This window comes from Streptomyces poriticola, from assembly GCF_036689765.1.
Classification (GTDB): Bacteria; Actinomycetota; Actinomycetes; order Streptomycetales; family Streptomycetaceae; genus Streptomyces; species Streptomyces poriticola.
The window spans coordinates 294,921-317,471 of record NZ_JBAGKH010000004.1 but is presented as its reverse complement, the minus strand read 5'-3'; the positions used below and the strand labels follow the sequence as shown (position 1 = coordinate 317,471).

The window sequence follows — 22,551 nt, the reverse complement described above, 5'->3', positions numbered from 1 at the left end:
CGCTGAACGACCAGTGGCCTCACGTGAGGGGTGAGGGCCGTGCCGGTGCCCGGCCCTCACCCCGGTGGCGCCCGGTCAGCGGCCCGGGATCACAGCCGCTGCCACAGCGCCGGAGTGCCGTCCGGCGACCAGGTGCCCTGCGCCTGGTGGTTCTGCAGGCACTGGTACCGCGCCCCGCCGTGGGCGACGGTGGCCCCGGCCTCGTAGACCCGGCCTGCCGTCCAGGTGTCCACGCCGGCTCCGTCCTGCGGAGCCGGCGGTGCGGCCTGCGACGAGGTGGTCGTCAGGGTGAGGCCGAAGTCGTCGAGCAGCGGATTGACGGGCTGGTAGAAGGTGGTGCCGCCGACGGTGCAGTCGCCCGAGCCGCCGGAGGTGACGCCCTGCGCCTGCGCACCCGCCATGAACGGGCCGCCGGAGTCGCCGGGTTCGGCGCACACCGTGGTCCGGGTCAGCCCGTCGACGGTGCCCTCGGCGTAGCGGACACTGGTGTCGTGCTGCTCGAGCGTGCCGCAGTGCCAGCCGCTGGTGGACCCGGACCGGCACACCGCCGATCCCACCAGCGCCTGCACCGACCCGGCGACCTGCACCCGCCGGCCCGCCTGCGCCCGCACGTCCGCGGTGGTGGTCCAGTCGGCGTTGACCGCCACCCACGACATGTCCCTGCCGGGGAACGTGGCGGCCTGGAAGGTGCCCTGTGCCGTCCGGTCCGAGCCGGTGGTGGTGGCGCCGGGGCTGCCGCAGTGCCCGGCCGAGGCGAAGCCCTGCCGCTCGCCCTGGACGACCGAGAAGCCGATGGAACAGCGGGCCTGTTCGTCGATGTAGTAGGCGTCGCCGCCCACGAGCTCCCCCAGCAGCCGCGGGCGTTCCGCCGAGACGTGCACACCGACGCCCATGCCGGCCACGCCGGCGGAGTCCAGGAACGCCTCGCCGGCCGCCCTGCCGGCCGCCTGTACCACGACCCGGTTGGCCGGCACGTCGACGTACCACACCGGTGTGTCGGCGGTCCCGGCCCGCAGGGCGGCGGCGTCCAGCCGCTGCTTCACGGCCCGCAGTTCGGTCAGCGCCCTCGGCACGACCGCCGCCGTCGCGCCCTGGGCCCGGATCGCCGGCACGTCCGCGGCGTCGATGGTGGCGACGGTCAGCCGGGCGGAGGTGGCGCCGCTCACCCAGGCGCCGGCGAAGTCCGTGCCCAGGGAGTTGCGCAGCCGGCCCGCACGGGTGCCCGCCTCCGCCTCGTTGACCAGCCGGACCGCCGCCTGGTGCGGCGTCAGGCCCAGGTCGCGGCCCAGCGCGCGCAGCAGACCGGCCGGGGGCCGGTCGGCGCCGAGCGTCTGCGCCGCCGAGGGCAGCGCCCCCGGCGCGGGCGGCGGTGCGGCCGACGCGGCCGAGGGGATGGCGGTCACCACGAGGGCGCCGACCGCGGCCAGAGCGGCCCGGCGCCTGTCTGCGGCATGTCTGCCGACCATGCGGCTGTCTCCTTCGTGTTCGGGGAGTGCGGCTTCATCGGGTTGGGGAGTGCGGCTGTGCCGCCGCGAGGTCACAGGCCTTGCCGCGACACGCCGCGGCGATGCCGGATACGCGCCGCTTTCGCGCTTTGGGGACGGCCGGGGACGGCAACTGCAGTACGGGGGAGCCTCCGCGAGGCCGCCCGGTCAGACCGGCTGCAGCCCGGGGGCACCCGCCTCGGTGACGAACGACGCGGCCGTCGTGAGGGGAGCGCCCCGGGAGGTGACGGCGGAGACGGTCCTGAAGTCGACCCGTGCCGACCGGCGCCCGAGCTCGACCCGGGTGAAGCCGCGTCTGCCGTCGTAGAACCTCAGATGGGGGTTGGCCGCCATATAGGTGTCCCAGTTCTCCGGCCGTTCCGTGCCGTTCTTGCCGCTGGCGACGGAGGTGCAGGTCAGCTCGGTGCCGATGGTCCGCGAGCCGGGGTCGTCGAAGTCGTCCTTGATGTCGAAGGCGTACGCCACGTGCACATCGCCGGTCAGCACCAGCCAGTTGTCCACCCCGGCCGCCTTCGCCCCGGCGACCACCCGGCCGCGAGCGGCCCGGTAGCCGTCCCAGGCGTCCATGGACACCCGGGCTTCGGCCCCCAGATCGAATCTGCGCTGGGAGAAGCAGACCTGCTGCGGCATCACGTTCCACAGCGCGGCCGAGTCCCGCCAGCCGTCGATCAGCCAGCGCTCCTGCGCGTCACCGGTGAGCGTGCGCGCCGGATCGTCCGACTCCGGTCCGGGTACGTGCGGACGGTCGCCGTAGGCCTGGTCCGAGCGGTACTGCCGGGTGTCGAGGACGTCGAACTGGGCGAGCGTGCCCCAGTGCAGCCGCCGGTACAGCTGGGCGTCCGGGCCCTGCGGCAGCTGGGCCGCACGCAGCGGCTGGTGCTCCCAGTAGGCCCGGTAGGCGGCGGCGCGCCGGAGCAGGAACTGCTCCGGCGGCACCTCGTTCTCGGGGACGGCGCCGGCGTAGTTGTTCTCCGTCTCGTGGTCGTCCCAGGCGACGACGAACGGGTGCGCCGCATGCGCCGCCATCAGGTCCGGGTCGCTCTTGTACAGCGCGTAGCGCAGCCGGTAGTCCGCGAGCGTCATCGTCTCGCGGTCGAACACGTCGGGCAGGGTGACGTCCGTGTAGCGGCGCTCGCCGCCGACCGGGTTCACCGCGTACTCGTACAGGTAGTCGCCGAGGTGGAACACCACGTCGACGTCCTCCCGGGCGAGGTGGCCGTGCACCGTGTAGTAGCCGTCCTGGTAGGCCTGGCAGGCGACGGCGGCCAGGGTCAGCGAGGATGTCCCGGCGCCCGGCTCCGGCGCGGTACGGGTCCGGCCGGCCGGGCTGATCCAGGCACCGGCCCGGAACCGGTAGTGGTACACCGTGCCGGGCGTCAGCCCCTGGACGTCGACGTGCACGCTGTGCGCGTACTCCGGATGCGCCACGGCGGTGCCCTGCCGCACCACCTGCGCGAAGTACTCGTCCAGGGCCACCTCCCACTCCACCGTCACCCGCTCCACGCCGAGCCCGCCGTCCGCCGCGAAGGGCACGGGCGCCAGCCGCGTCCACAGCAGCACCGAGCCGGGCAGCGGGTCGCCGGAGGCGACGCCCAGGGAGAACGGGTCCTCGGTGATCCGGGCCGCGTCCCGTTCCGGAGCGGCGGCGGCGCCGCGGGCCGGCACGTTGGTGGAGAAGGCGAGTGCGGCGGCGGCAGCGGTCACGGTGAGGAAACGCCGGCGCCGCAGCAGCCGGGCGGCGGCGCTCAGCACGGTGTCGTGCGGGGAGTGGGCGTGGCCTGCCGGTGCGCCGGGACGTCCCGTGGGCGCCATCAGCTGTCCTCTCGTACAGGGCGGCGGACGCTGCATGCTAAGCCGGCAAAACACCCGTGCCCGGCAGGACTTGCGGGATGATCGCACCAGAGGTCCGCCGGACGGCCTACGCCCCCGCAGGGACGCCCGTGGCGAGCGCACCCCGTCCGCCCGCGGTCCCGCGCGCGTAGGCTCGGGCACCCCGGAGAGCGGGCGCAGGAACCCGCGGTCGGGCGGCACGACACCACCGGAGGACCACGTGACGACCACCACCGCACACATCACCCTCGACAGCGTGTGCGAGGCCGCCGCCCGGATCGAGGGCGTCGCGCACCGCACCCCCGTGCTGCGCTCCCGCACCCTCGACGCCCTGGCTGGCGCCGAGGTCCACCTCAAGTGCGAGAACTTCCAGCGGGCGGGCGCCTTCAAGTTCCGCGGCGCCTACCACGCGGTCTCCCGCCTCGACCCGGCACGACGGGCACGAGGCATCGCCGCCTACTCCTCCGGCAACCACGCCCAGGCCGTCGCCCTGGCCGCCCGCGAGCTCGGCACCACCGCCGTGATCGTCATGCCGGAGGACGCACCGGCCGCCAAGCACGCCGCCACGGCCGGATACGGCGCCGAGATCGTCACCTACGACCGCTACACCGAGGACCGCCGGGCCGTCGCCGAGGCCCTGGCCGCCGAGCGGGGCCTGACCGTCGTCCCGCCCTACGACCATCCGCACATCATCGCCGGGCAGGGCACCGCCGCCCTCGAACTCCTCCAGCAGACCGGCGAGCTGGACGCGCTGCTCGCCCCGGTCGGCGGCGGCGGACTGATCGCCGGCAGCGCCACGGCCGCCAAGGGACTGCACCCCGGCATCCGGGTCATCGGCGTCGAACCCGAGGCCGGGGACGACACCAAGCGCTCCCTGGAGGCCGGCCGCCGCGTCGCCGTCCCCGTCCCGCACACCGTCGCCGACGGCCAGGCCCTGCCCACGCCCGGAGAGCTGACCTTCTCCGTCAACCGGCGGCTGCTCGACGGGATCGTGCTGGTCTCCGACGACGAGATCCGGGAGGCCATGCGGTTCGCCTTCGAACGCCTGAAGATCGTCCTGGAGCCCAGCGGCGCCTGCGCACTGGCAGCCCTGCTCACCGGCCGCTCCGGACGCCTGCCGCGCCGGGTCGGCGTGATCCTCTCCGGCGGCAACATCGACTCCGGGCGCTTCGCCCGGCTCTGCGCCACGGACGGCTGACGCCCCGGCACCCGGCGTCACCCGAATGGCAGCGCCCGGCCGCCGGGCGGACGATGGAGGGGTGGGCCGGGCGGCACCGTGCCCGGTGTGGGGACGGCGCGCAGACACTGCCCGGCCCCGGCCGCACGACGGACGCGGCCGGAGAGGAGAAGCGACATGTTCGAGGCCAAGACGCTCGACAAGCCGGACGAGCGCCGCGACTTCCCCCGCGGCCACCTGGAGGCCGTGCACCTCACGGGGCTCGACTTCGCCGTGGCCACCTTCGAACCGGGCTGGCGCTGGTCGGAGTCCGTGGCCCCGATCGCGGGCACCGACAGCTGTCAGATCCACCACAACGGCTACATCGTCCAGGGCCGCATGTGCATCCGGATGGACGACGGCGGGGAGCACGAGGTGGGCCCCGGCGACGTCTTCGTCTGCCCGCCCGGGCACGACGCCTGGGTGGTGGGCGACGACCAGGTCGTGGCCTACGACTTCGCCGGCGCCATGGCACAGCAGTACGCCAAGGCGGACTAGGCCGGCCAGCGGCTCGGCACCGAGGAGTGCAGTCATGACGGATACGGCCGACACGGTGGCGGCCGACCGTGCCCTCAAGGCACGGCACCGGGCGATGTGGGCCCAGGGCGACTACCCCGCACTGGCCGCGGACATCATCGCCGGGCTCGGGGAGAGCCTGGTGGAGGCGTGCGGGGTGGGCCCGGGGGACCGGGTGCTCGACGTGGCGGCGGGCGCCGGCAACGCGTCGATCCCGGCCGCGCTGACCGGCGCGGACGTGCTGGCCACCGACCTGACCCCCGAACTGCTGGAGGCCGGGATGCGGCTGGCGCGGCGACGGGGCGTGCGGCTGCGGTGGCAGGAGGCCGACGCCGAGGCGCTGCCCTTCGACGACGCCGCCTTCGACACCGTGCTGTCCGTCGTCGGGGTGATGTTCGCGCCGCACCACCGGCGGACCGCCGGCGAGCTGCTCCGGGTCTGCCGGCCCGGCGGCACCATCGGCCTGGTCAACTGGACGCCGGAGGGCTTCGTCGGACGCATGCTGGCGGCCCTGAAGCCGTACGCCCCGCCGCCCCCGCCCGGTGCTCGGCCGCCCCCGCTGTGGGGAGACCCGGAGCACCTGCGGGAGCTGTTCGGGGACATGGTCACCGACGTGAGGACCGAACGCGGGACGGTACGGGTCGACCGGTTCGCGACCCCGGAGGAGTTCCGGGACTACTTCAAGGAGCGCTACGGCCCGATGATCAGTGTCTACCGGGCCAACGCCGGGGACGCGGACCGGGTCGCCGCTCTCGACCGCGACATGGCCGATCTCGCCGCCCGGCACGACCGGGGGACCGAGCCGGGCAGACTGGTCATGGAGTGGGAGTACCTGCTGTTCACGGCCCGCCGGACGGCCTGACCGCCGTCACACCGGCAGCAGCCGGCCGACCAGCGCGCCGAGCTGGCGGGCGGTGCGGCACTCGTGCATCGCGACCAGCCCGGCGTACTCGGGTGCCGCGGAGTCGCCCGTCCCCCACCGGGAGCGCGGCTCGGGGTTGAGCCAGTACACGCGCCGGGCCCGCCGCGCGATCCCGCGCACGGCCGCGAGGTGGGGGTCGGCCAGGTTCGTCCGGGCGTCCCCGAGCACGAACACCGTCGTACGCGGGCCCACCGCGTCGCCGTACCGCTCCGCGAACTCGCCCAGCGCCGCCCCGTAGTCGCTGCTGCCGTGCCAGCCGGTGAGCTCCGCCTCGGCCCGGATACGGCCGCCGAGCCGCTCCGGGTCGGCGACACCGCGCTCCAGCAGCCCGGTCACCTCGTCGATCCGGTTGACGAACGCGAACACCCGCACCCGGGCGAACTGCTCGTGCAGTGCCTGCACCAGCAGCATCGTGAAGTCGGAGAACCCCGCCACCGAGCCCGAAACGTCGCACAGCAGCACCAGTTCGGGGCGGCCGGGACGGCGGCGGCGCAGCACCGGCCGCATCGGCACCCCGCCCGTGGACAGCGACCCGCGCAGCGTACGCCGCAGGTCGATGCTGCCGCGTGAGGCGCGGCGCCGGCGGGCCGCGAGCCGGGTGGCGAGCTTGCGGGCGAGCGGCTGCACCGTCCGGCGGAGCTCGGCCAGCTGATCCCGGCCGGCCAGCAGGAAGTCGACGCGGTCCGGGGTCGGCGCCACCGCCCGCCGGGCGATCTCGTCCCGGCCCCGCCGCTCGGCGACGCGGCGGCGCGCCTCGGCCCCCACCATCCGCCGGAAGTCCTCGATCCGGCGGCGGATCTCGTCCTCGAGCAGCCGGTCGGCGAACCCCTCGCCGCCGGCCCGCCCCCGCACGTCGTCGCGGACCCGGGCCAGCAGGGTCTGCGGCCGGACCCGGTCCAGCGCCTGGTACGCCGACCAGCCGTCCGACCCGGGTGAGGAGCCGTACCCGCCGAAGCCGTCCACGGCCTCTGCGGCCAGCCGCTGCAGCAGCGCCCGGTCGTCGTCGGCGAGCGCCGCGGCCAGCCGGTCGCGCAGCTCCTCCCGGTCCGCGGGCCGGGCCCCGGGCGCGCCCACGCCCCGCGGGAAGTACAGGTCGAAGACCGCGTCGAACACCTGCCGCTGGCCGGCGCCGTGCAGCAGTGTCGCGGCGAGCCCCTCCCGCAGGCGCTCGCGGTCGGCCAGGCCCAGCGCCTCGGCCGCCCGCGCCGCGTCCACGCTCTCCCCGGTGCCGACCCGGATGCCGTGCGCCCGCAACGCCGCGACCAGCGACGTCAGCCGCTCGGCGACGGCGGCGGTCACAGGGCGTCCAGGTCGAGCTTGGCCGCCGCCCTGAGCAGATCGTCCTGGTGCTTGAGCACCACGCCCAGGCTGTCCCGGACGACGTCCTCGTCCAGCGCGGTCGCGCCCAGGGCCAGCAGGGTGCGGGCCCAGTCGACGGTCTCGGCGACCGACGGGGCCTTGCGCAGGTCCATCGCGCGCAGCGCGCCGACCACCCGGACCACCGACGCCGCCAGCGCCGCGTCCAGCCCCGGCACCCGCAGCCGGACGATCCGCCGCTCCAGCTCCTCCTCCGGGAAGCCGATGTGCAGGAACAGGCAGCGCCTGCGCAGCGCCTCGGACAGCTCCCGGGTGGCGTTGGAGGTGAGCACCACGAACGGGCGCCGGGCCGCGGTGACCGTGCCCAGCTCCGGGACGGTGACCTGGAAGTCGCCCAGCACCTCCAGCAGCAGCCCCTCGACCTCCAGGTCCGCCTTGTCGGCCTCGTCGATCAGCAGCACCTTGGGGTCGTCGCCGCGGATCGCCGTCAGCAGCGGCCGGGCCAGCAGGAACTCCTCGCCGAAGATGTCCGTGCGGGTCTCGTCCCAGCTCTCGTCGCGGCCCGCGCTGATCCGCAGCAGCTGCTTGGCGTGGTTCCACTCGTACAGCGCCCGGGACTCGTCGATCCCCTCGTAGCACTGCAGCCGTACCAGCCGGGCGTCCGTGACCTGTGCGACGGCCTTGGCGAGTTCGGTCTTCCCGACCCCGGCCGGTCCCTCCACCAGGAGGGGCTTGCCGAGGCGGTCGGCGAGGAAGACGGCGGTGGCGACCGCGGGGGCGGCCAGATAGCCGGCCCCGGCCAGTCGGGCGGAGACGTCGTCGACGGAAGTGAACACCGGGGCCTCCAACTCGGGGCGTTGCCTGCGTGGCCTGCATCGTGCACTGCGGCCCCTATCCAAGCGCTTGTTCACCTACTTGTCACGCGTCCGCTGTGTCCGCCCCGCCCCGACCGCCGGGACCCGCAGCACCCGCCGTGCCGTCGCCAGGGCGGCGCTCCGCGTCACCGCCGCCGCGACCCCACCGCGAGCCGGGTCCCGGGCAACTGCTCAGGCAGCACCGCGTCCCCGCGCACCACCGTGAACGGCACGCTCCCGCTCGCGCGGCCACCGTCCCGGCCGGCACCCCGACCGCGGTCAGCAGCCCGCCCTCGGCGCCGCCCCGGCCAGCACCTGGCCCGGGGCCGCGCCCGCCGGCCGCTGCCGGCCGAAACCGCGCGAGCGGTACGTCGTCGCCGCGCGCAGCGAGTTGACCGGCATGACGCGGACGAACTCCACCCGGTCGCGCCGGAACCTCGTCGGCTCCGCCTCGCCGCCCCGCCGGTCGGCTCCGTGCCGTCCACCACACGAAGCCGCTGTCCGGCCGGTCCAGGCCTGCCGGACAGTGCAGCAGTGTGGTCCTGCCCGAACCGGACGGCCCCGTCAGCGCGGTGAACGCGCCCTGCCCGAGGCAGAGCGTCACCCCGTCCAGGACGGGCACCGCGTTCCAGGCGGTGCCGCGGGTCCGGCCGGCCCTCACCGGCCGCAGCGCCTCCGCGGCCGGTCCTCACCGGCCGCAGAACCCGTATCCGGGGTGTAACCGGGGTCCCCCCGGCGCTCACCCCGTCACCAGGACCACCTCCAGGGTCCGGGGGCCGTGCACCCCCTCGACCCGGTCCAGTTCGATGTCGCTGGTGGCCGACGGGCCGGAGATCCAGGTCAGCGGGCGGGCCGGGTCGAGCCGGTCCAGGGCCTGCGGGACGGAGGAGACGACCTGGTCCGGGACGCGGACGACGCAGATGTGGTGGTCCGGGACGAGCGAGATGCGGCGGCGGCCCTGGTCCGGGGAGCCGTCCAGGACGACGGTGCCCGTCTCCGCCACCGCCACCGCGCACCCCGTGACCACACTGTCGACCCGGTCCAGGTCGTACGGCGTGTCCTCGGCGCGGTCCGGGATCCGCTCGACAACGGCCGCCGCGAGCCACCCCGGGCCGACGCCGGGCGGTACCACCACCGTCCGCGCGCCGCGTGCCGCGAGCAGTCCGGCGAGCAGCGAGGACAGGGCGTCCGCCGTGCAGCGGTGCACCAGCGCCCGGTACTCCGCCAGGTTCTCCGCGAGCAGCTCCACCGTCTCCTCCGCGCTCCGCCCGCCGTGCTCGCGCAGATAGTCCCGCGGCACCGCCCGCTCGTACGGCGTGTCGCCCCGCGGCACGTCGGCCAGCGCGCGCCGTACCCGGCCGAGGACCCGTTCCCTGCTGCTCACCCGTGCCCGCCCTTCCCGCCGCGGGTGCGCTGCCACCAGTCCCGGAACGGCTCCGCGGGCGGCTCGGGCAGCTCCCTGCTGCCGGTCCAGGCCCGGCCGGGGCCCGGCAGCGTCCGGGGACGGAAACGGCGGGTGCGCGAGGCCAGCCGCTGCCCTGCCCGCAGGGCCCTCGGGCGGCTGAGCGCCCACTGCGCCGCCCGCATCGCCGCCCGCTCCGCGGCGTGTCCCCGGGCGGGCCGCAGGACGACCCGGTTGCCGCTCCGGGTGGCCGGGCCGCCCTGGACCACCCGCTCCCGCAGATGCACCAGCACCTCGGGGATGTCGATGGCGACCGGGCACACCTCGTAACAGGCGCCGCACAGGCTGGAGGCGTACGGCAGGGAGGCGTCGATCTCGCTGCCGGTGCCGCGCAGCTGCGGGCTGAGGATGGCGCCGATCGGGCCCGGGTACACCGACCCGTAGGCGTGCCCGCCCGCCCGCTCGTAGACCGGGCAGACGTTCAGACACGCCGAGCAGCGGATGCAGCGCAGCGCCTGGCGGCCCACCTCGTCGGCGAGGGTGTCGGTGCGGCCGTTGTCCAGCAGGACGAGGTGGAAGGCGCGGGGGCCGTCGCCGTCGGTGGTGCCGGTCCAGGTGGACGTGTACGGGTTCATCCGCTCGGCGGTGGAGGAGCGGGGCAGCGTCTGGAGGAACACCTCCAGGTCCCGCCAGGTCGGCACGGTCTTCTCGATGCCGACCACCGAGATCAGCGTCTCGGGCAGGGTCAGGCACATCCGGCCGTTGCCCTCGGACTCCACGACCACCAGCGTCCCGGTCTCGGCGACCACGAAGTTGGCACCGGAGACGCCGACCTTCGCGCGCAGGAACTTCTCCCGCAGGTGCCGCCGGGCCGCCTCGGCCAGTTCGGCCGGTGTGTCGGACAGACCCTCCGGGGCCGGGCGGCCCCAGGCGCCCATCTCGGTGCGGAAGACGTCGCGGATCTCCCCGCGGTTGCGGTGGATCGCCGGTACCAGGATGTGCGAGGGCCGGTCCCGGCCCAACTGCACGATCAGCTCGGCCAGATCGGTCTCGTAGGCCCGGATGCCCGCCGCCTCCAGCGCCTCGTTCAGCCCGATCTCCTGCGTCGCCATCGACTTGACCTTGACGACCTCCGACTCGCCGGTGTCCCGGACCAGCCGGGTGACGATCGCGCACGCCTCGTCCGCGTCGGCCGCCCAGTGGACGGTGCCGCCCGCCGCGGTCACCGACTCCTCCACCTGCAGCAGATAGCGGTCGAGGTGACGCAGGGTGTGGTCCTTGATCCGCCGGCCCGCCTCGCGCAGCTCCGCCCAGTCGGACACCTCCGCGACCGCCTTCGCCCGCTTGGCGCGGATGGTGTGCGTGGCGTGCCGCAGATTTCCGCGCAGCGTCCGGTCCCGCACGGCGGCCCGCGCCGCCTCGGGAAAGGCCGGCATCCCCAGGAACGTCCCGCTCATGCCGCCGGTTCCTCCTCCGTGCTCGCCAGGATCTCCGCGAGGTGCACCGGGCGCATCCGGGTGCGCAGCCGCGCCATGGTGCCGCCGAGGTGCATCAGGCACGAGCTGTCGGCCGCGCACAGCACCGACGCGCCGGTCGACTCCGCGTTGCGCACCTTGTCCGCGCCCATCGCCGCCGACACGTCGGGGTTCTTCACCGCGAACGTGCCGCCGAAACCGCAGCACTCCTCCGCACCCGGCAGCTCCACCAGTTCCAGCCCCCGCACGGCGCGCAGCAGCCGCATCGGCCGCTCGCCCAGGCCCAGGCCGCGCAGGCCGTGACAGGTCGGGTGGTACGTCACCGCGTGCGGGTAGTACGCGCCGACGTCCGTCACCCCCAGCACGTCCACCAGGAACTCCGTCAGCTCGTACGTCCTCGGCACCACCGGCGCGAGCGCCGCCGCCAGGGTCCCGCCGCGGCCCTCCGCCCGCGCCCGCTCACCCATGCGCGGATACAGCTCCCGCACCATCGCCCCGCACGAACCCGACGGCGTCACGATCGCCTCGTAGCCCCGGAAGACCTCGCCGAAGCGCCGGGCCAGCGGCTCGGCGGCGTGCCGGTATCCGGTGTTGTAGTGCGCCTGACCGCAGCAGGTCTGGGCGAGGGGGAAGTCGACCTCGACGCCCAGCCGGTCCAGCAGCCGCACCACGGCACGGCCGGTGCCGGGGAAGAGCGTGTCGTTGACGCAGGTGACGAACAGGGCGACACGCATCCCGGCTCCTTCGGGTCGATCACCGGACGAGTGCAGGGTAGCCGCGAGCCGTCCGGCCCGTGGGTACGGACCCGTTCGGCCCGTCCCGGCGCATCGCCGGCCCGCCCGTGCTCCGCGCGCGCCGCGGCCGTGCCCCGCAGGCCCGTCGGGGTGCCGTCATCCCCGGCTCCGCGGCCGGACGTCCATGTGCTGAACTGGGTCCGGGTCCGCAGGATCCGCGGTCGCCGGCCGTGGCCCGGACCGGCCGCCCGTATCCGCCCGTCCCGGGAGCCCTCGTTGAGCGTCAGCTACCGCCAGCCCGGCGTCGTCCTCACCGACCGACGCTTCACCGTGCCCCTCGACCACGACACCCCCGGCGGGGAGACGATCGAGCTGTACGGGCGCGAGGTCGTCGCGAGCGGCAAGGCGCGCCAGGATCTGCCGTGGCTGGTCTACCTCCAGGGCGGCCCCGGCTTCGGGGCGAACCGTTTCGTCGGCAAGCCGTCCTGGCTCGGCCGCGCGCTGAAGGAGTACCGCGTCCTGCTGCTGGACCAGCGCGGTACCGGCGCCTCCACCCCCGCCACCCGGCAGACCCTCCCGCTCCGCGGCGGCCCGGCCGATCAGGCCGACCACCTCGTGCACTTCCGCGCCGACGCCATCGTCCGCGACTGCGAGGCGATCCGCCCCCGGGTCACCGGCGGCGCACGCTGGACCGTCCTCGGGCAGAGCTTCGGCGGCTTCTGCACGGTCACCTACCTCTCCCTGGCCCCCGAGGGCCTCGACACCGCCCTGGTCACCGGCGGGCTGCCCGCCCTGGACGCCCACGCCGACGACGTCTACCGGGCTGCCTACCCGCGCATCGCCCGCAAGGTGGCCGCGCACTACGACCGCTACCCGCAGGACGTCGAACGCGCCCGCCGCATCGCCGACCACCTGCTCACCCACGACGTGGTGCTGCCCGGCGGCTACCGGCTCACCGTGGAGGCCTTCCAGTCCCTGGGCATCCTGCTCGGCAGCGGCGACGGCAGCCACCGGCTGCACTACCTCCTGGAGGACGCCTTCGTCCGGACCCCGCACGGCCCCGAGCTATCCGACGCCTTCCAGGAGCAGGCGCAGAGCCTGCTGTCCTACGCCGGCCACCCGCTGTACGCGCTCGTCCACGAGGCGATCTACGCCCAGGACGCCCGGCCCACCGCCTGGTCGGCGGAGCGGGTCCGCGCCGAGTTCCCGCAGTTCGACGCCGCCAAGGCGCTCGCCGGTGACGAACCGCTGCTGTTCACCGGCGAGTCGGTGCACCCCTGGATGTTCGACTGCGACCCGGCGCTGCGCCCGCTGCGCGAGACCGCCGAGCTGCTCGCCGCCCGCACCGACTGGCGGCCCCTGTACGACCCCGCCCGCCTCGCCGCCAACGAGGTGCCGGCCGCCGCGGCCGTCTACCACGACGACATGTACGTCGACACCGGCCACGCGCTGACCACCGCGCGTGCCGTCCGCGGTCTGCGCACCTGGGTCACCGACGAGTTCGAGCACGACGGCGTCCGCGCGGGCGGCCCCCGGGTCCTGGACCGGCTGCTGGCACTCGCCCGCGACGAGGCGTGAATCTGCGCGGTGTTGTCAGTGGCTCGGGCTAGTGTGCGGAGCATGACCGAGCCGACGATCACCCAACTGCAGCCCATGCCCGGCGACTGGCAGCGCGCCCTCGCCGTCGTGGCCCACCCCGACGACCTGGAGTACGGCTGCTCGGCGGCGATCGCGGCCTGGACCGACGCGGGCCGCGAGGTCGCCTACGTCCTCGCCACCCGGGGCGAGGCGGGCATCGACACCCTGCCGCCCGCCGAGTGCGGCCCGCTGCGCGAGCGCGAACAGCGGGCCGGCGCCGCCGTGGTCGGCGTGACCGAGGTGGAGTTCCTCGACCACCGGGACGGCGTGATCGAGTACGGCACGGCGCTGCGCCGCGACATCGCCGCCGCGATCCGCCGGCACCGCCCCGAGCTGGTCATCACCCTCAACCACCGGGACACCTGGGGCGGCGTCGCCTGGAACACCCCCGACCACGCGGCCGTCGGCCGTGCCACACTCGACGCGGCGGGTGACGCGGGCAACCGCTGGATCTTCCCGGAGCTGACCGAGCAGGGTCTGGAGCCGTGGGACGGCGTCCGCTGGGTCGCCGTCGCCGGTTCCGCCACGCCGACCCACGCCGTGGACGCCACCGACGGCCTGGAGCGCGCCGTGAGCTCCCTGCTCGAACACCGCACCTATATCGAGGCGCTGACGGACGAGGACCCGGAGACCTACGTCAGAGGCTTCCTGACCGGGTACGCCGAGACCACGGGGAAGCGGTTCGGGGGCCGGCCCGCGGTCGCCTTCGAGCTGTTCGGGCGGTAGGCGGTGGATCTCGCGCAGACTCTGGCCGACCGATTCGAGGAGCACCGGGGCCCGCTGCGGGCGGTGGCCTACCGCATGCTGGGCTCGGTGCCCGAGGCCGAGGACGCCGTCCAGGAGGCCTGGCTGAGACTGGACCGCACCGGCGCGGACGGCATCGACAACCTCGGCGGCTGGCTGACCACCGTCACCGGGCGCATCTGTCTCGACATGCTGCGCTCCCGCGCGGCCCGCCGTGAGCAGCCGATGTCCGGGCAGGGCGACGCCGACGTCTTCGTCCCCGACCCCGTGCTCCGGGCGGTGCCGCGCACCGACCCGGAGCAGGAGGCGCTGCACACCGACGAGGTCGGTCTGGCCATGCTGGTCGTCCTGGAGACGCTGGACCCGGCCGAGCGGCTGGCCTTTGTGCTGCACGACATGTTCGCCGTGCCGTTCGACGCCATCGCGCCGGTCGTGGAGCGCACTCCGGCCGCCACCCGGCAACTGGCCAGCCGTGCCCGCCGCCGGGTGCGCAGCGCGACCCCGGCGGCCGATCCCGACCCGGGCCGGCAGCGCTCGGCCGTGGAGGCCTTCCTGGCCGCCAGCCGCACCGGGGACTTCGAGAGCCTCGTCGCCGTCCTCCATCCCGACATCGTGCTGCGCGCCGACGCGGGCGCGACGGGTGCCGGGGACGCGGTCACGAAGCTGGTGCGCGGGGCGCGGGAGGTGGCCGCGCAGGCGATGCTGTTCCGGAGGGTCAACGTCCGTGCGCGGATGGTCCTGGTCAACGGCACGGTCGGTCTCGTCGTCCTCTCCGAGGGGCGACCGCTGTCGGTCACCGGTCTGACCGTCGAGGACGGCCGGATCACCGGTCTCTACATCCTTGCCGACCAGGAGCGGCTGGCCCGGCTGGACCTGTCCGGCCTGCAGGTCTGAGGACCCCGGCCACCGTCGGTCACGTCCGTGACGTTCCGTATGCTGAACGGCATGCGAGAACCCACGGCGGACCCGGCGGGCGGCGCGGACCCGGAGGGCGGAGCACCGGCCGCGGACCGAGGGCCGCTGCGCGGTGACTGCGGGCGATGCTTCGGCCTGTGCTGCGTCGCTCTGCCGTTCGCCGCCTCGGCGGACTTCGCCGTCGACAAGGACGCCGGGACGCCGTGCCGGAACCTGACGGAGGAGCACCGCTGCGGCATCCATGCGCGGCTGCGGCAGAGCGGCTACGCCGGCTGCACCGTCTACGACTGTTTCGGTGCCGGGCAGCGGGTCTCCCAGATCACCTTCGGCGGACGGGACTGGCGCACCGGTCCCCGGGAGCACGCCCGCCGCATGTTCGAGGTGTTCCCGGTGGTCCGGCAGCTGCACGAGCTGCTGTGGTACCTGACCGGGGCACTGGCCCTGCCCGCCGCCCGGCCCGTCCACGCCGACCTGCGCCGGATGCTGCAGCGGACCGAAGCGCTCACCGCGGGGACCGCGGACGAACTGGCCGCACTGGACGTGGCCGCACACCGGCAGCAGGTCAACGTGCTGCTGCTGCGCACCAGCGAGCTGGTCCGGGCCGGCCGCCGCGGACGCCGGAAGAACCGCCGCAACGCCGACCTGATCGGTGCCCGCCTCACCGGTGCCGACCTGCGCGGTGCCGACCTGCGCGGTGCCGACCTGCGCGGGGCCTGTCTCATCGCCGCCGACCTCACCGGCGCCGATCTTCGCGGTGCCGACCTGATCGGCGCGGACCTGCGGGACGCCGACCTGGCCGACGCGGATCTGACCGGTGCGTTCTTCCTGACCCAGCCCCAGCTCAACGCGGCGCGGGGCAGCGCCGGGACCCGGCTGCCGGGGCCGGGGTCACTCACCCGTCCGGTGCACTGGACAGCGGGCGGCTGACCCGGCGTCGGCGCCGGCCGCCGGCGCCTCGGTTTCCGGGACCTCGGGTTCCGGGACCTCGGTTTCCGGGACCGCCGCGGTGCGCTCGGCGGTGCGCCGCCGGTCCAGATGCAGCCGGAGTCCCTCCGGCATCAGCGTCAGCCGCTCGGTGACCCGCAACCGGTAGCCCTCCTCGGGCCGCAGCTCGTAGCGGCGCAGCAGCAGGCCCAGCACCAGCGCCGCCTCGTGCAGCGCGAACTGCCGCCCGATGCACGCCCGCGCCCCGGTGCCGAACGGCTTGAAGGTGTGCGGCGGCCGGGATCGCACGGCGCCTGCCTCGAACCGGTCCGGGTCGAACCGTTCGGCGTCCGGACCCCACACCTCGGGGTCGCGGTGCAGCATCGGGGTCAGCACCAGCGCCCAGGCGCCGCGCCGCATCGGATGGGCACCGCCCAGCACCGTGTCGGCCCGGGCCTCCCGGGCGAAGGCGGGCGCCGTCGGCCACAGCCGCAGCGACTCGTCCAGCACCCGGCGGATCTGCCGCAGCTTGGCCACCTGCTCGTATCCCGGGGCCGCCGTACCGCCCCACACCCGGTCCACCTCGGCGCGGGCGCGCGCCGCGACGTCCGGGTGCCGGGCCAGGTAGTACAGCGCGAAGGAGAGTGCGCCCGAGGTGGTCTCGTGACCGGCCACCAGGAAGGTGACGACCTGGCGGCGGACGTTCTCCGGTGACAGGCGCTCACCGGTCTCGGGATGCGCGGTCTCCAGCATCAGGTCCAGCAGATCCCTGCCCGTGCCGCTGGACCCGTCCCCGGCCCTGCCGCGGCCGCCGGCGTCACGGCCGGTGCGGCGAGCTCGCACCAGGTCGTCGACCGTGCGGTTGATCAGGGCGATGTCGGCGGTGTTGCGGCGGCCCGCGCGGCGCAGCAGCCAGGGCGCCAGGGGTGCGGGCACCGTGTTGAGCCGCTGGGCGTAGCCGAGCGTGCCGACCATGGCGGTCACGAAGGGGTGTGGCCGGGACCGTTCGAAGGAGCCGAAGTCATGGCCGAACCCGGTGCGCGCGATGGTCTCCAGCGTCAGCCTGGTCATGTCCCCGGGCACGTCCACCGTGCTCCCCGACGCCACCGCGCGGTCCCAGCGTGCGGTGAGCCGGTCCGCGACGTCCAGCATCATCCGGTGGTAGCCCGCCATGGCGTCCCGGCTGAAGCCCGGCGCCAGGACGTCGTGCGCCAGTTGCCAGTTCGGCTCGTGGTTGTACGCCGTGAACAGCCCGTCCCCGGCGACCGGCCGCAGATTCGCCACCCCGAGGCCCACGTGTTTGGCGAACCGCGCCTCGTCGGCCAGGTCGGCGCCGAGCTCCGCGCCCCACACGAACACGAACTCCTTGCCGAAGGCCCGCCGCCGGAATATCGGCCCCAGCTGCCGTGCGTACCGCACGGAATCCTGCAGCGGTGTGCGCCGGCTCGCCCCGAGCACATCACCGAGCAGCGGGAGCCGGTGTGGTGGGTGCGGTATGCGGTGCAGTTCGGGCCAGCCCTGCTCGGCGCTGCGGAACCCCTTGGACGGCCCGCCCACGGCCGGTGTTCCGGTCAGCGCTCCCGTCGGTGCTCCGGTCGTCCCGGTGGTCTCCGCCATGACGCGATCTCCCTTGATCCGGCGACCCGTTGACCCGGCGGCCCGGTGCGCGCGGGCGGTGCGGTCCGTCCTCCCCTCGCGGCGGCCGCCTGTTGTACACGAGTTCAATAGCGCGCTCCAGTCTGGTCCCGTTGCTGAATCGGCGTCAAGTAGAGTGCCGGCATGGCCGCGAACCAGGGCGGGCGCACACGGCGCCGGCTCAGCACCGAGGAGCGCCGGGAACAACTGCTGGCGGTCGGGGCGCGGCTGTTCTCGGAGAGTCCGTACGACGACGTGTGGATCGAGCAGGTCGCCGAGATCGCCGGCGTCTCCCGCGGGCTGCTGTACCACTACTTCCCGACCAAGCGGGACTTCTTCGCGGCCGTCGTCGAGCGCGAGAGCGAGCGGATGCTGCGGATGACCGCGGCCGTGCCCGGTGCGCCGGTGCGCGAACAGCTCGCCGCGGGGCTGGACGCCTATCTGGAGCATGTCGCCGCGCATGCTCACGGTTACCGCGCCTTCCATCGCGCCGAGGCGGCGGGGGACCAGGCGGTGCGGCGGGTCTACCGCCGGGCGCTCGCCGCGCAGGAGCGGCAGATCCTCTCCGCGCTGGCGGCCGACCAGGAGTTCGGGCCGCTCCTGCGGGGGCGGCCGGAGGTGCGGCCCGCGGTGCGCGGCTGGCTGGCCTTCACCACCGCGGTCTGTCTGGAGTGGCTGCGGGGCGGGTCCGAGCTGTCCCGGGAGCAGGTGCGTGACCTGTGCGCACGGACCCTGCTGGGCGCTGTCGCACCCTGACGGACCGGTCCGCACCCGCTGACCGGATCCGCACCCGTTGACCGGGTCTCCACCCGCTGGCCCGTTCGCACCCGCCGAGGGTCCCGCACACTCCGAAAGGTCCCGTAAGGATCACGTGCCGTGGTTGGCTCACACCCCGATCTTCGGTAAGTTAGGCAAGGCTTACCTAATAGGAGGTTGGGATGGGTGAGAGCCAGACCTGGACGGCCGCGCCTGCGGCGGCGGAGCGCGCCCGCTCGGTGCTCGCCGCCGCATGGTCCTGCTCGGTGACCGCGGAGGGCGGTCGGGAGGAGTTCGTCGGCGGGCACACCGTGGCCGACGACGGCCGGGTACGGCTGCAGGTGCCCGAGGACAGCGCCCTGCTCGCCGCCGCGATCTGCGCGCCCCGCGGCGAGCCCTCCGCCGTGCTGGAGTTCGCCGACGTCGCGCCCGTCCCGGTACGGGACCGCATCCGCGCCCGGCTCTGGCTCGCCGGCCGGCTGGCCGTCGGCGACGGTCACCTCGTCTTCGAGCCCACGCGCGTGGTGCTGCGGCAGTCGTCCGGCGCCGTGGTGGTCGACCTCGACGAGTTCGCCGCCGCCGCGCCCGACCCGCTGGCCACCGCCGAGGCCCGGCTGCTGACCCACCTCGCCGACTGCCACGGCGACGCGGTGGAGCGGCTCACCCGGCTCGTCGAGCCCGACAGCCTGCACGGTGCCGTCCGGGTCCGGCCGCTCGCCGTCGACCGGCACGGGCTGACGCTGCGCATCGAACGCGCCCGAGCCCACGGCGATGTGCGCCTGCCGTTCCACCGGCCCGCCGACGACGTCGCGCAGCTCACCGAGCGCATGCACATCCTGCTGTCCCAGGCCGGCGCCGGGCCCCGGGTCCGGCCGCCGCCCCTCCCCGCTACCAGCCGCCGTCCTGCACCGGCTTGCCCGGCGCGTCCCCCAGCGGATGCACCTGGCCGGGGCCCGGTTCCTGCCACGGTGCGTGGTCGTCGCCGAGCCAGTCGCCCACCGGCCGTACACCCGTCAGCGGATCCGCCGGCGCGAGGTCGTGGGCGTCCTCGTCGTAGTAGTCGTACCAGGGCAGTCCGGCCCGGGTGTACGCCGCCCGGTCCACCGGGGACGGCGGAGGGGCCTCGCCGGTGATACGGCGCCACTCGGGCGGCGTCACCAGATGCACGAACACCCGGCCGGCGGGCCGCTCGGCCCAGTCGGCCGACGGCCGGGGGTCGCGGTACACCTCCTGGCGCATCGTCCCGCCGGCGCCCAGCCCCATGGCCGCGGCGGCCCGCGACCGGGCCGCGGGGGCGGCGGCGGGAGCGGCGGGTGCGGCTCCCGGAGCCGGCATCGGACTCCCGTACGGCCCCGCCGCGCCTGCCGCACCGCGCGGAGGCCGTCCCAGCCGGCGCTGGTCCTCCCGCCACCGCGCCAGCACCTCGTCGTCGAGCGGGAACGACCGCAACTGGATGCCGCCCCAGGTCTCCTCGCCGGTGACCTGGCCCTCGACGGTGGCGCCCAGGCCGAGCGGCACCGCCACGAACTGCCGGACCGTGCCCGTACCGGAGTTGACGCCGTCCAGCCAGGGCTGGCGGGGGAGCACCACGTAGTTCTGCGGGTCGCGGCGGAGCCGGTCGCTCCAGGGCTGTCCCGAGACCGCACACACCTTTCCGACCCCCACCTGGAGGGCGGCCGGCTCCGTCGATCCGGCGAAGCTCAGCCACATCGCCTCACGCAGGTACACCGGCAGCAGCACCCCGCCGCGCGCCCGCCACTCCTCGGGCACGCTGTCCGGGAAGTCCGAGATCCTGCGTACCGGGAACGTGCCCAGTCCCGGCGGCAGCCGGTGCGTGCCGGTCTCCGGCAGCCGCAGGGTGCGCATGAAGCGCACCGCCACACCGCCCGGCAGCAGCAGTGTGTCCCCGTCGATCCGCACGGTCCTGCCGGTCATCCGTGCCCCCCTCCTTCGCGCTCGATGTGCCCGGAGCCTCCCGCCCGCCCCTCCGGGCGGCGGCAGCGCGTCCCACAGGGAGAACGCCGTCAGGCCGCCCTCCGGTTCCGGCGCAGCCGGCCGACGCGGCGCAGGCGGTCCCGCGCACGGGTCAGCCGCGGCATGCGCTCGCGCTGTTCGCGGGTGTGCCGGTCCAGTTCCTCCAGCAGCCGGCGTGAGCGGTGCTCGGTGTCCATCTCGTCGATGATGCGGTTGACCTCCGCCAGTACCGCCCCCTGGAGCTGCCACTGCCGGGCGTCGTGCCGCACCTCCTCCAGCAGCAGTTGGGCGAGCCGGTCCCGGGTGAGGGCGGCCTGCCGGTGTTCCGCGGCGAACCGCGCCTCGGCGGACTCGGCGTCCTCGCTGGTGCTGGTCGTCACCAGCACCGCGAAGCTGACGACGGCGTCCCCGATCTCGGACAGCAGCTGCTCCACCGCGGTGCCGATCTCCGGCGAGAACAGCGGCTCCGGCTCCCGCTCCTTGGCCATGTCGGCCAGTGTGCGCGCCAGGACCCGCAGGACCACGGTGCAGATCTCCAGGGTGTCCAGGCCGGTGCGCAGCACCACCCGGTGCAGCAGACCCTCGCGGACCCGGGGGTTGAACTTGAGGCTGTCCTCGGCCTGCCGCAGCGCCGCGTCCACCTCCACGATGTCGTGGTCCAGGCGGCGGGCCTCGTGCAGCCGCTCCGCCGCCTCATGGTGCGGGGTGCGTCCGGCCGCCTCCTCGCCCACCCGCAGCATCAGCTGCCGCAGCCGCCGGGACAGCCCCTCGATCGACTCGCTCGCCTGCTCCACCCAGACCGGGGGCGCGAGGAACAGGTTGAAGGCCAGTCCGACGATCGCCCCGGTCAGCGTCTCCACCACCCGGGCCCACGCCGTGTCCCCGTGCGAGGTGACGCCCAGCACCAGCATGGCGCTGATCGCCACCTCGGGCACGAACTCGTCGACCCGCACCAGATGCCCGACGCCCAGCGACGCCACGATCACGAGGGCGAGGCTCCACCAGGTCAGGCCCACCAGCTGGCTGAAACCGATCGCGATCAGCACGCCGGCCACCACGGAGTTCACCCGGCGGATGCCGGTGGTGAGGGTGGAGTACAGGGTGACCTGGACGACCAGCAGCGCGGTGAGCGGTGCGGTCAGCGGCGCCGCCTCCGGGCTCAGCCGCAGCGCGATGACGTAGGAGATCGTCGCCGCCGCAGCGGACCGCAGCGCCTGGACGACCACCGGGTCCCGGTGCGCCCGCCTCACCGACCGCGCGGCGGACGCCGTGCGCTCCCGTACTTGCAGCATCCTCGGGCTGTTCCCCTTCCCCGGCTGCGGCGAACGTTTCTGGACAGGAACCCGTCGGACAGGACGGTATCCGGACGAAGGGCGTACGGACCGGTTCCACGCGCCGGGGCCGCCCGACGTACACCCGGGGCGGGCACGCGCCTGCGGAGCACCCCCGTGACCGATCCCCGACCGCCCGGGAGGGGGAGGGCGCAGGGGCGTGGTCCGTCGGCGGCGGAGCGGCCGGCGGCGGTGACCGCGCCGTCCCCCTCCCGGGCGGTCGCCGAGTCCCTGGACCGGGCGGCCCGCCTGCGCCGCCCACCGGTGAGCTAACCCTGGGTCACCTTGGCCAGGAACGCGGACAGATTGCCCAGGGTGCGGGCGGTCTGCTCGTCCAGGGTGAGGCTCTCCTCGTAGCGCGGGCCGGAATCCGGCACCTTCCTGCCGCGCAGATAGAGGGAGCAGGCGAGGTCGGTGCAGATGTACAGGCCGACCGAGTTGCCCTCGCGGCCGGCCGGTCCGGCCTTGCGCGCCGTCATCAGCGAGACCCCGCCGCGCGGGTGGGACGTCAGACACAGTGCGCACATGCTGCGCTGGAGGAACCCGCTCCGGGCAGCCTGGAAGCGCAGCGCCACCCCGGTCAGGCGTCCGTCCTGTTCGGCGACGAGGTAGCTGCGGTCCGGTGCGCCCGGATCCCGCCAGCCGAGGAAGTCCAGGTCGTCCCACGGCAGCTCACCGAGGTCCCGCGGCACGGCCAGCCGCTTGGCCTCGCCCTTGGAGCAGTTGATGAACGAGGCGCGGATGTCGGGTTCGGCGAGGGCACGCATGCGGGCTCCAGGTCGGATCGGGTCGGGAACGAGGCGGCCCCGAGTGAAAACTAGGACCTCTAGGTTTCTCAGCGTAGAGACGTCACGCCCGAGCGG

Annotated in this window: 19 protein-coding genes and 3 pseudogenes; 9 read left to right on the top strand and 13 right to left on the bottom strand. The window is 74.8% G+C overall.

Going from position 1 to position 22,551, the window contains the following annotated elements; genetic code table 11:
* Positions 1-89: 89 nt before the first annotated feature.
* Complete coding sequence (locus V5O46_RS09100; protein WP_332883967.1) at positions 90-1,466, bottom strand: alpha-lytic protease prodomain-containing protein; 1,377 nt, start codon at positions 1,464-1,466, stop codon at positions 90-92.
* A 186-nt stretch (positions 1,467-1,652) separates the two neighbouring features.
* The gene (locus tag V5O46_RS09095; RefSeq protein ID WP_332883966.1) at positions 1,653-3,317 is read right to left on the bottom strand and encodes an alkaline phosphatase D family protein; all 1,665 of its coding nucleotides are present in this window, start codon (positions 3,315-3,317) and stop codon (positions 1,653-1,655) included.
* A 238-nt stretch (positions 3,318-3,555) separates the two neighbouring features.
* Here V5O46_RS09095 and V5O46_RS09090 point away from each other — a divergent pair, with 238 nt between their 5' ends.
* The 3 genes from V5O46_RS09090 (at position 3,556) to V5O46_RS09080 (ending at position 5,929) form a co-directional block, all read left to right on the top strand.
* Complete coding sequence (locus V5O46_RS09090) at positions 3,556-4,533, top strand: pyridoxal-phosphate dependent enzyme (RefSeq protein WP_332883965.1); 978 nt, start codon at positions 3,556-3,558, stop codon at positions 4,531-4,533.
* 156 nt (positions 4,534-4,689) lie between these two features.
* Positions 4,690-5,049: a cupin domain-containing protein gene (locus V5O46_RS09085; RefSeq protein WP_332883964.1), complete on the top strand. Its 360-nt coding sequence runs from the start codon at positions 4,690-4,692 to the stop codon at positions 5,047-5,049.
* 34 nt (positions 5,050-5,083) lie between these two features.
* On the top strand, positions 5,084-5,929 hold the full coding sequence (locus V5O46_RS09080) for a class I SAM-dependent methyltransferase (RefSeq protein ID WP_332883963.1): 846 nt from the start codon (positions 5,084-5,086) through the stop codon (positions 5,927-5,929).
* 6 nt (positions 5,930-5,935) lie between these two features.
* On the opposite strand, the gene V5O46_RS09075 is transcribed toward V5O46_RS09080, so the two are convergent.
* From V5O46_RS09075 to V5O46_RS09045, 7 genes and pseudogenes are all read right to left on the bottom strand, one after another.
* Positions 5,936-7,288: a vWA domain-containing protein gene (locus V5O46_RS09075; protein WP_332883962.1), complete on the bottom strand. Its 1,353-nt coding sequence runs from the start codon at positions 7,286-7,288 to the stop codon at positions 5,936-5,938.
* Entirely contained in the window at positions 7,285-8,142 is an 858-nt protein-coding gene (locus tag V5O46_RS09070) for an AAA family ATPase (RefSeq protein WP_332883961.1), read from the bottom strand. Before V5O46_RS09070 ends, V5O46_RS09075 begins: the two co-directional genes overlap by 4 nt.
* Before the next feature lie 75 nt (positions 8,143-8,217).
* Positions 8,218-8,574, bottom strand: a pseudogene (locus tag V5O46_RS09065) (ABC transporter permease); the annotation flags it as partial.
* Positions 8,569-8,830, bottom strand: a pseudogene (locus V5O46_RS09060) (ATP-binding cassette domain-containing protein); the annotation flags it as partial. The pseudogenes V5O46_RS09065 and V5O46_RS09060, both read right to left, overlap by 6 nt.
* A gap of 69 nt (positions 8,831-8,899) precedes the next feature.
* The gene (locus V5O46_RS09055) at positions 8,900-9,544 is read right to left on the bottom strand and encodes a LutC/YkgG family protein (RefSeq protein WP_332883960.1); all 645 of its coding nucleotides are present in this window, start codon (positions 9,542-9,544) and stop codon (positions 8,900-8,902) included.
* Positions 9,541-11,019 (bottom strand): lactate utilization protein B, encoded by a 1,479-nt coding sequence (locus V5O46_RS09050; protein WP_332883959.1) that lies wholly within the window; start codon positions 11,017-11,019, stop codon positions 9,541-9,543. Before V5O46_RS09050 ends, V5O46_RS09055 begins: the two co-directional genes overlap by 4 nt.
* Complete coding sequence (locus V5O46_RS09045; RefSeq protein WP_332883958.1) at positions 11,016-11,771, bottom strand: (Fe-S)-binding protein; 756 nt, start codon at positions 11,769-11,771, stop codon at positions 11,016-11,018. Before V5O46_RS09045 ends, V5O46_RS09050 begins: the two co-directional genes overlap by 4 nt.
* A 276-nt stretch (positions 11,772-12,047) precedes the next feature.
* Here V5O46_RS09045 and V5O46_RS09040 point away from each other — a divergent pair, with 276 nt between their 5' ends.
* Genes V5O46_RS09040 through V5O46_RS09025 form a run of 4 tightly spaced genes read left to right on the top strand, consistent with a single transcriptional unit; the run spans position 12,048 to position 15,995 of the window.
* Complete coding sequence (locus tag V5O46_RS09040) at positions 12,048-13,349, top strand: alpha/beta fold hydrolase (protein WP_332883957.1); 1,302 nt, start codon at positions 12,048-12,050, stop codon at positions 13,347-13,349.
* Between the two features lie 42 nt (positions 13,350-13,391).
* The gene (locus V5O46_RS09035) at positions 13,392-14,135 is read left to right on the top strand and encodes a PIG-L deacetylase family protein (protein WP_332883956.1); all 744 of its coding nucleotides are present in this window, start codon (positions 13,392-13,394) and stop codon (positions 14,133-14,135) included.
* A gap of 3 nt (positions 14,136-14,138) precedes the next feature.
* Positions 14,139-15,047: a sigma-70 family RNA polymerase sigma factor gene (locus V5O46_RS09030; protein ID WP_332883955.1), complete on the top strand. Its 909-nt coding sequence runs from the start codon at positions 14,139-14,141 to the stop codon at positions 15,045-15,047.
* 51 nt (positions 15,048-15,098) lie between these two features.
* On the top strand, positions 15,099-15,995 hold the full coding sequence (locus tag V5O46_RS09025) for a pentapeptide repeat-containing protein (protein WP_332883954.1): 897 nt from the start codon (positions 15,099-15,101) through the stop codon (positions 15,993-15,995).
* On the opposite strand, the gene V5O46_RS09020 is transcribed toward V5O46_RS09025, so the two are convergent.
* Positions 15,957-17,609 (bottom strand): cytochrome P450, encoded by a 1,653-nt coding sequence (locus tag V5O46_RS09020; RefSeq protein WP_332883953.1) that lies wholly within the window; start codon positions 17,607-17,609, stop codon positions 15,957-15,959. The two genes, V5O46_RS09025 and V5O46_RS09020, sit on opposite strands and share 39 nt — an antisense overlap.
* Before the next feature lie 162 nt (positions 17,610-17,771).
* Between V5O46_RS09020 and V5O46_RS09015 the strand changes: the two genes are divergently transcribed.
* Entirely contained in the window at positions 17,772-18,383 is a 612-nt protein-coding gene (locus V5O46_RS09015; RefSeq protein ID WP_332883952.1) for a TetR/AcrR family transcriptional regulator, read from the top strand.
* A 182-nt stretch (positions 18,384-18,565) separates the two neighbouring features.
* A pseudogene (locus tag V5O46_RS09010) lies at positions 18,566-19,240 on the top strand (DUF2470 domain-containing protein); the annotation flags it as partial.
* A gap of 31 nt (positions 19,241-19,271) precedes the next feature.
* On the opposite strand, the gene V5O46_RS09005 reads toward V5O46_RS09010, so the two are convergent.
* The 3 genes from V5O46_RS09005 to V5O46_RS08995 all read right to left on the bottom strand — a co-directional run bounded on the left by V5O46_RS09005 (position 19,272) and on the right by V5O46_RS08995 (position 22,455).
* Positions 19,272-20,318: a hypothetical protein gene (locus V5O46_RS09005; protein ID WP_332883951.1), complete on the bottom strand. Its 1,047-nt coding sequence runs from the start codon at positions 20,316-20,318 to the stop codon at positions 19,272-19,274.
* 89 nt (positions 20,319-20,407) lie between these two features.
* A complete protein-coding gene (locus V5O46_RS09000) occupies positions 20,408-21,649 on the bottom strand; it encodes an FUSC family protein (RefSeq protein ID WP_332883950.1) in 1,242 nt (413 codons plus the stop codon).
* A gap of 308 nt (positions 21,650-21,957) precedes the next feature.
* On the bottom strand, positions 21,958-22,455 hold the full coding sequence (locus tag V5O46_RS08995; RefSeq protein WP_332883949.1) for an FBP domain-containing protein: 498 nt from the start codon (positions 22,453-22,455) through the stop codon (positions 21,958-21,960).
* Between the last annotated feature and the right edge of the window lie 96 nt (positions 22,456-22,551).

Bases quoted from the DNA above. Each gene is read 5' to 3' on its own strand.
- V5O46_RS09035 (WP_332883956.1), top strand. From the start codon at position 13,392: ATGACCGAGCCGACGATCACCCAACTGCAGCCCATGCCCGGCGACTGG.
- V5O46_RS09005 (WP_332883951.1), bottom strand. From the start codon at position 20,318: ATGACCGGCAGGACCGTGCGGATCGACGGGGACACACTGCTGCTGCCG.
- V5O46_RS09080 (WP_332883963.1), top strand. From the start codon at position 5,084: ATGACGGATACGGCCGACACGGTGGCGGCCGACCGTGCCCTCAAGGCA.
- V5O46_RS09095 (WP_332883966.1), bottom strand. From the start codon at position 3,317: ATGGCGCCCACGGGACGTCCCGGCGCACCGGCAGGCCACGCCCACTCC.
- V5O46_RS09025 (WP_332883954.1), top strand. From the start codon at position 15,099: ATGCGAGAACCCACGGCGGACCCGGCGGGCGGCGCGGACCCGGAGGGC.
- V5O46_RS08995 (WP_332883949.1), bottom strand. From the start codon at position 22,455: ATGCGTGCCCTCGCCGAACCCGACATCCGCGCCTCGTTCATCAACTGC.
- V5O46_RS09100 (WP_332883967.1), bottom strand. From the start codon at position 1,466: ATGGTCGGCAGACATGCCGCAGACAGGCGCCGGGCCGCTCTGGCCGCG.
- V5O46_RS09050 (WP_332883959.1), bottom strand. From the start codon at position 11,019: ATGAGCGGGACGTTCCTGGGGATGCCGGCCTTTCCCGAGGCGGCGCGG.
- V5O46_RS09000 (WP_332883950.1), bottom strand. From the start codon at position 21,649: ATGCTGCAAGTACGGGAGCGCACGGCGTCCGCCGCGCGGTCGGTGAGG.
- V5O46_RS09085 (WP_332883964.1), top strand. From the start codon at position 4,690: ATGTTCGAGGCCAAGACGCTCGACAAGCCGGACGAGCGCCGCGACTTC.
- V5O46_RS09020 (WP_332883953.1), bottom strand. From the start codon at position 17,609: ATGGCGGAGACCACCGGGACGACCGGAGCACCGACGGGAGCGCTGACC.
- V5O46_RS09015 (WP_332883952.1), top strand. From the start codon at position 17,772: ATGGCCGCGAACCAGGGCGGGCGCACACGGCGCCGGCTCAGCACCGAG.
- V5O46_RS09045 (WP_332883958.1), bottom strand. From the start codon at position 11,771: ATGCGTGTCGCCCTGTTCGTCACCTGCGTCAACGACACGCTCTTCCCC.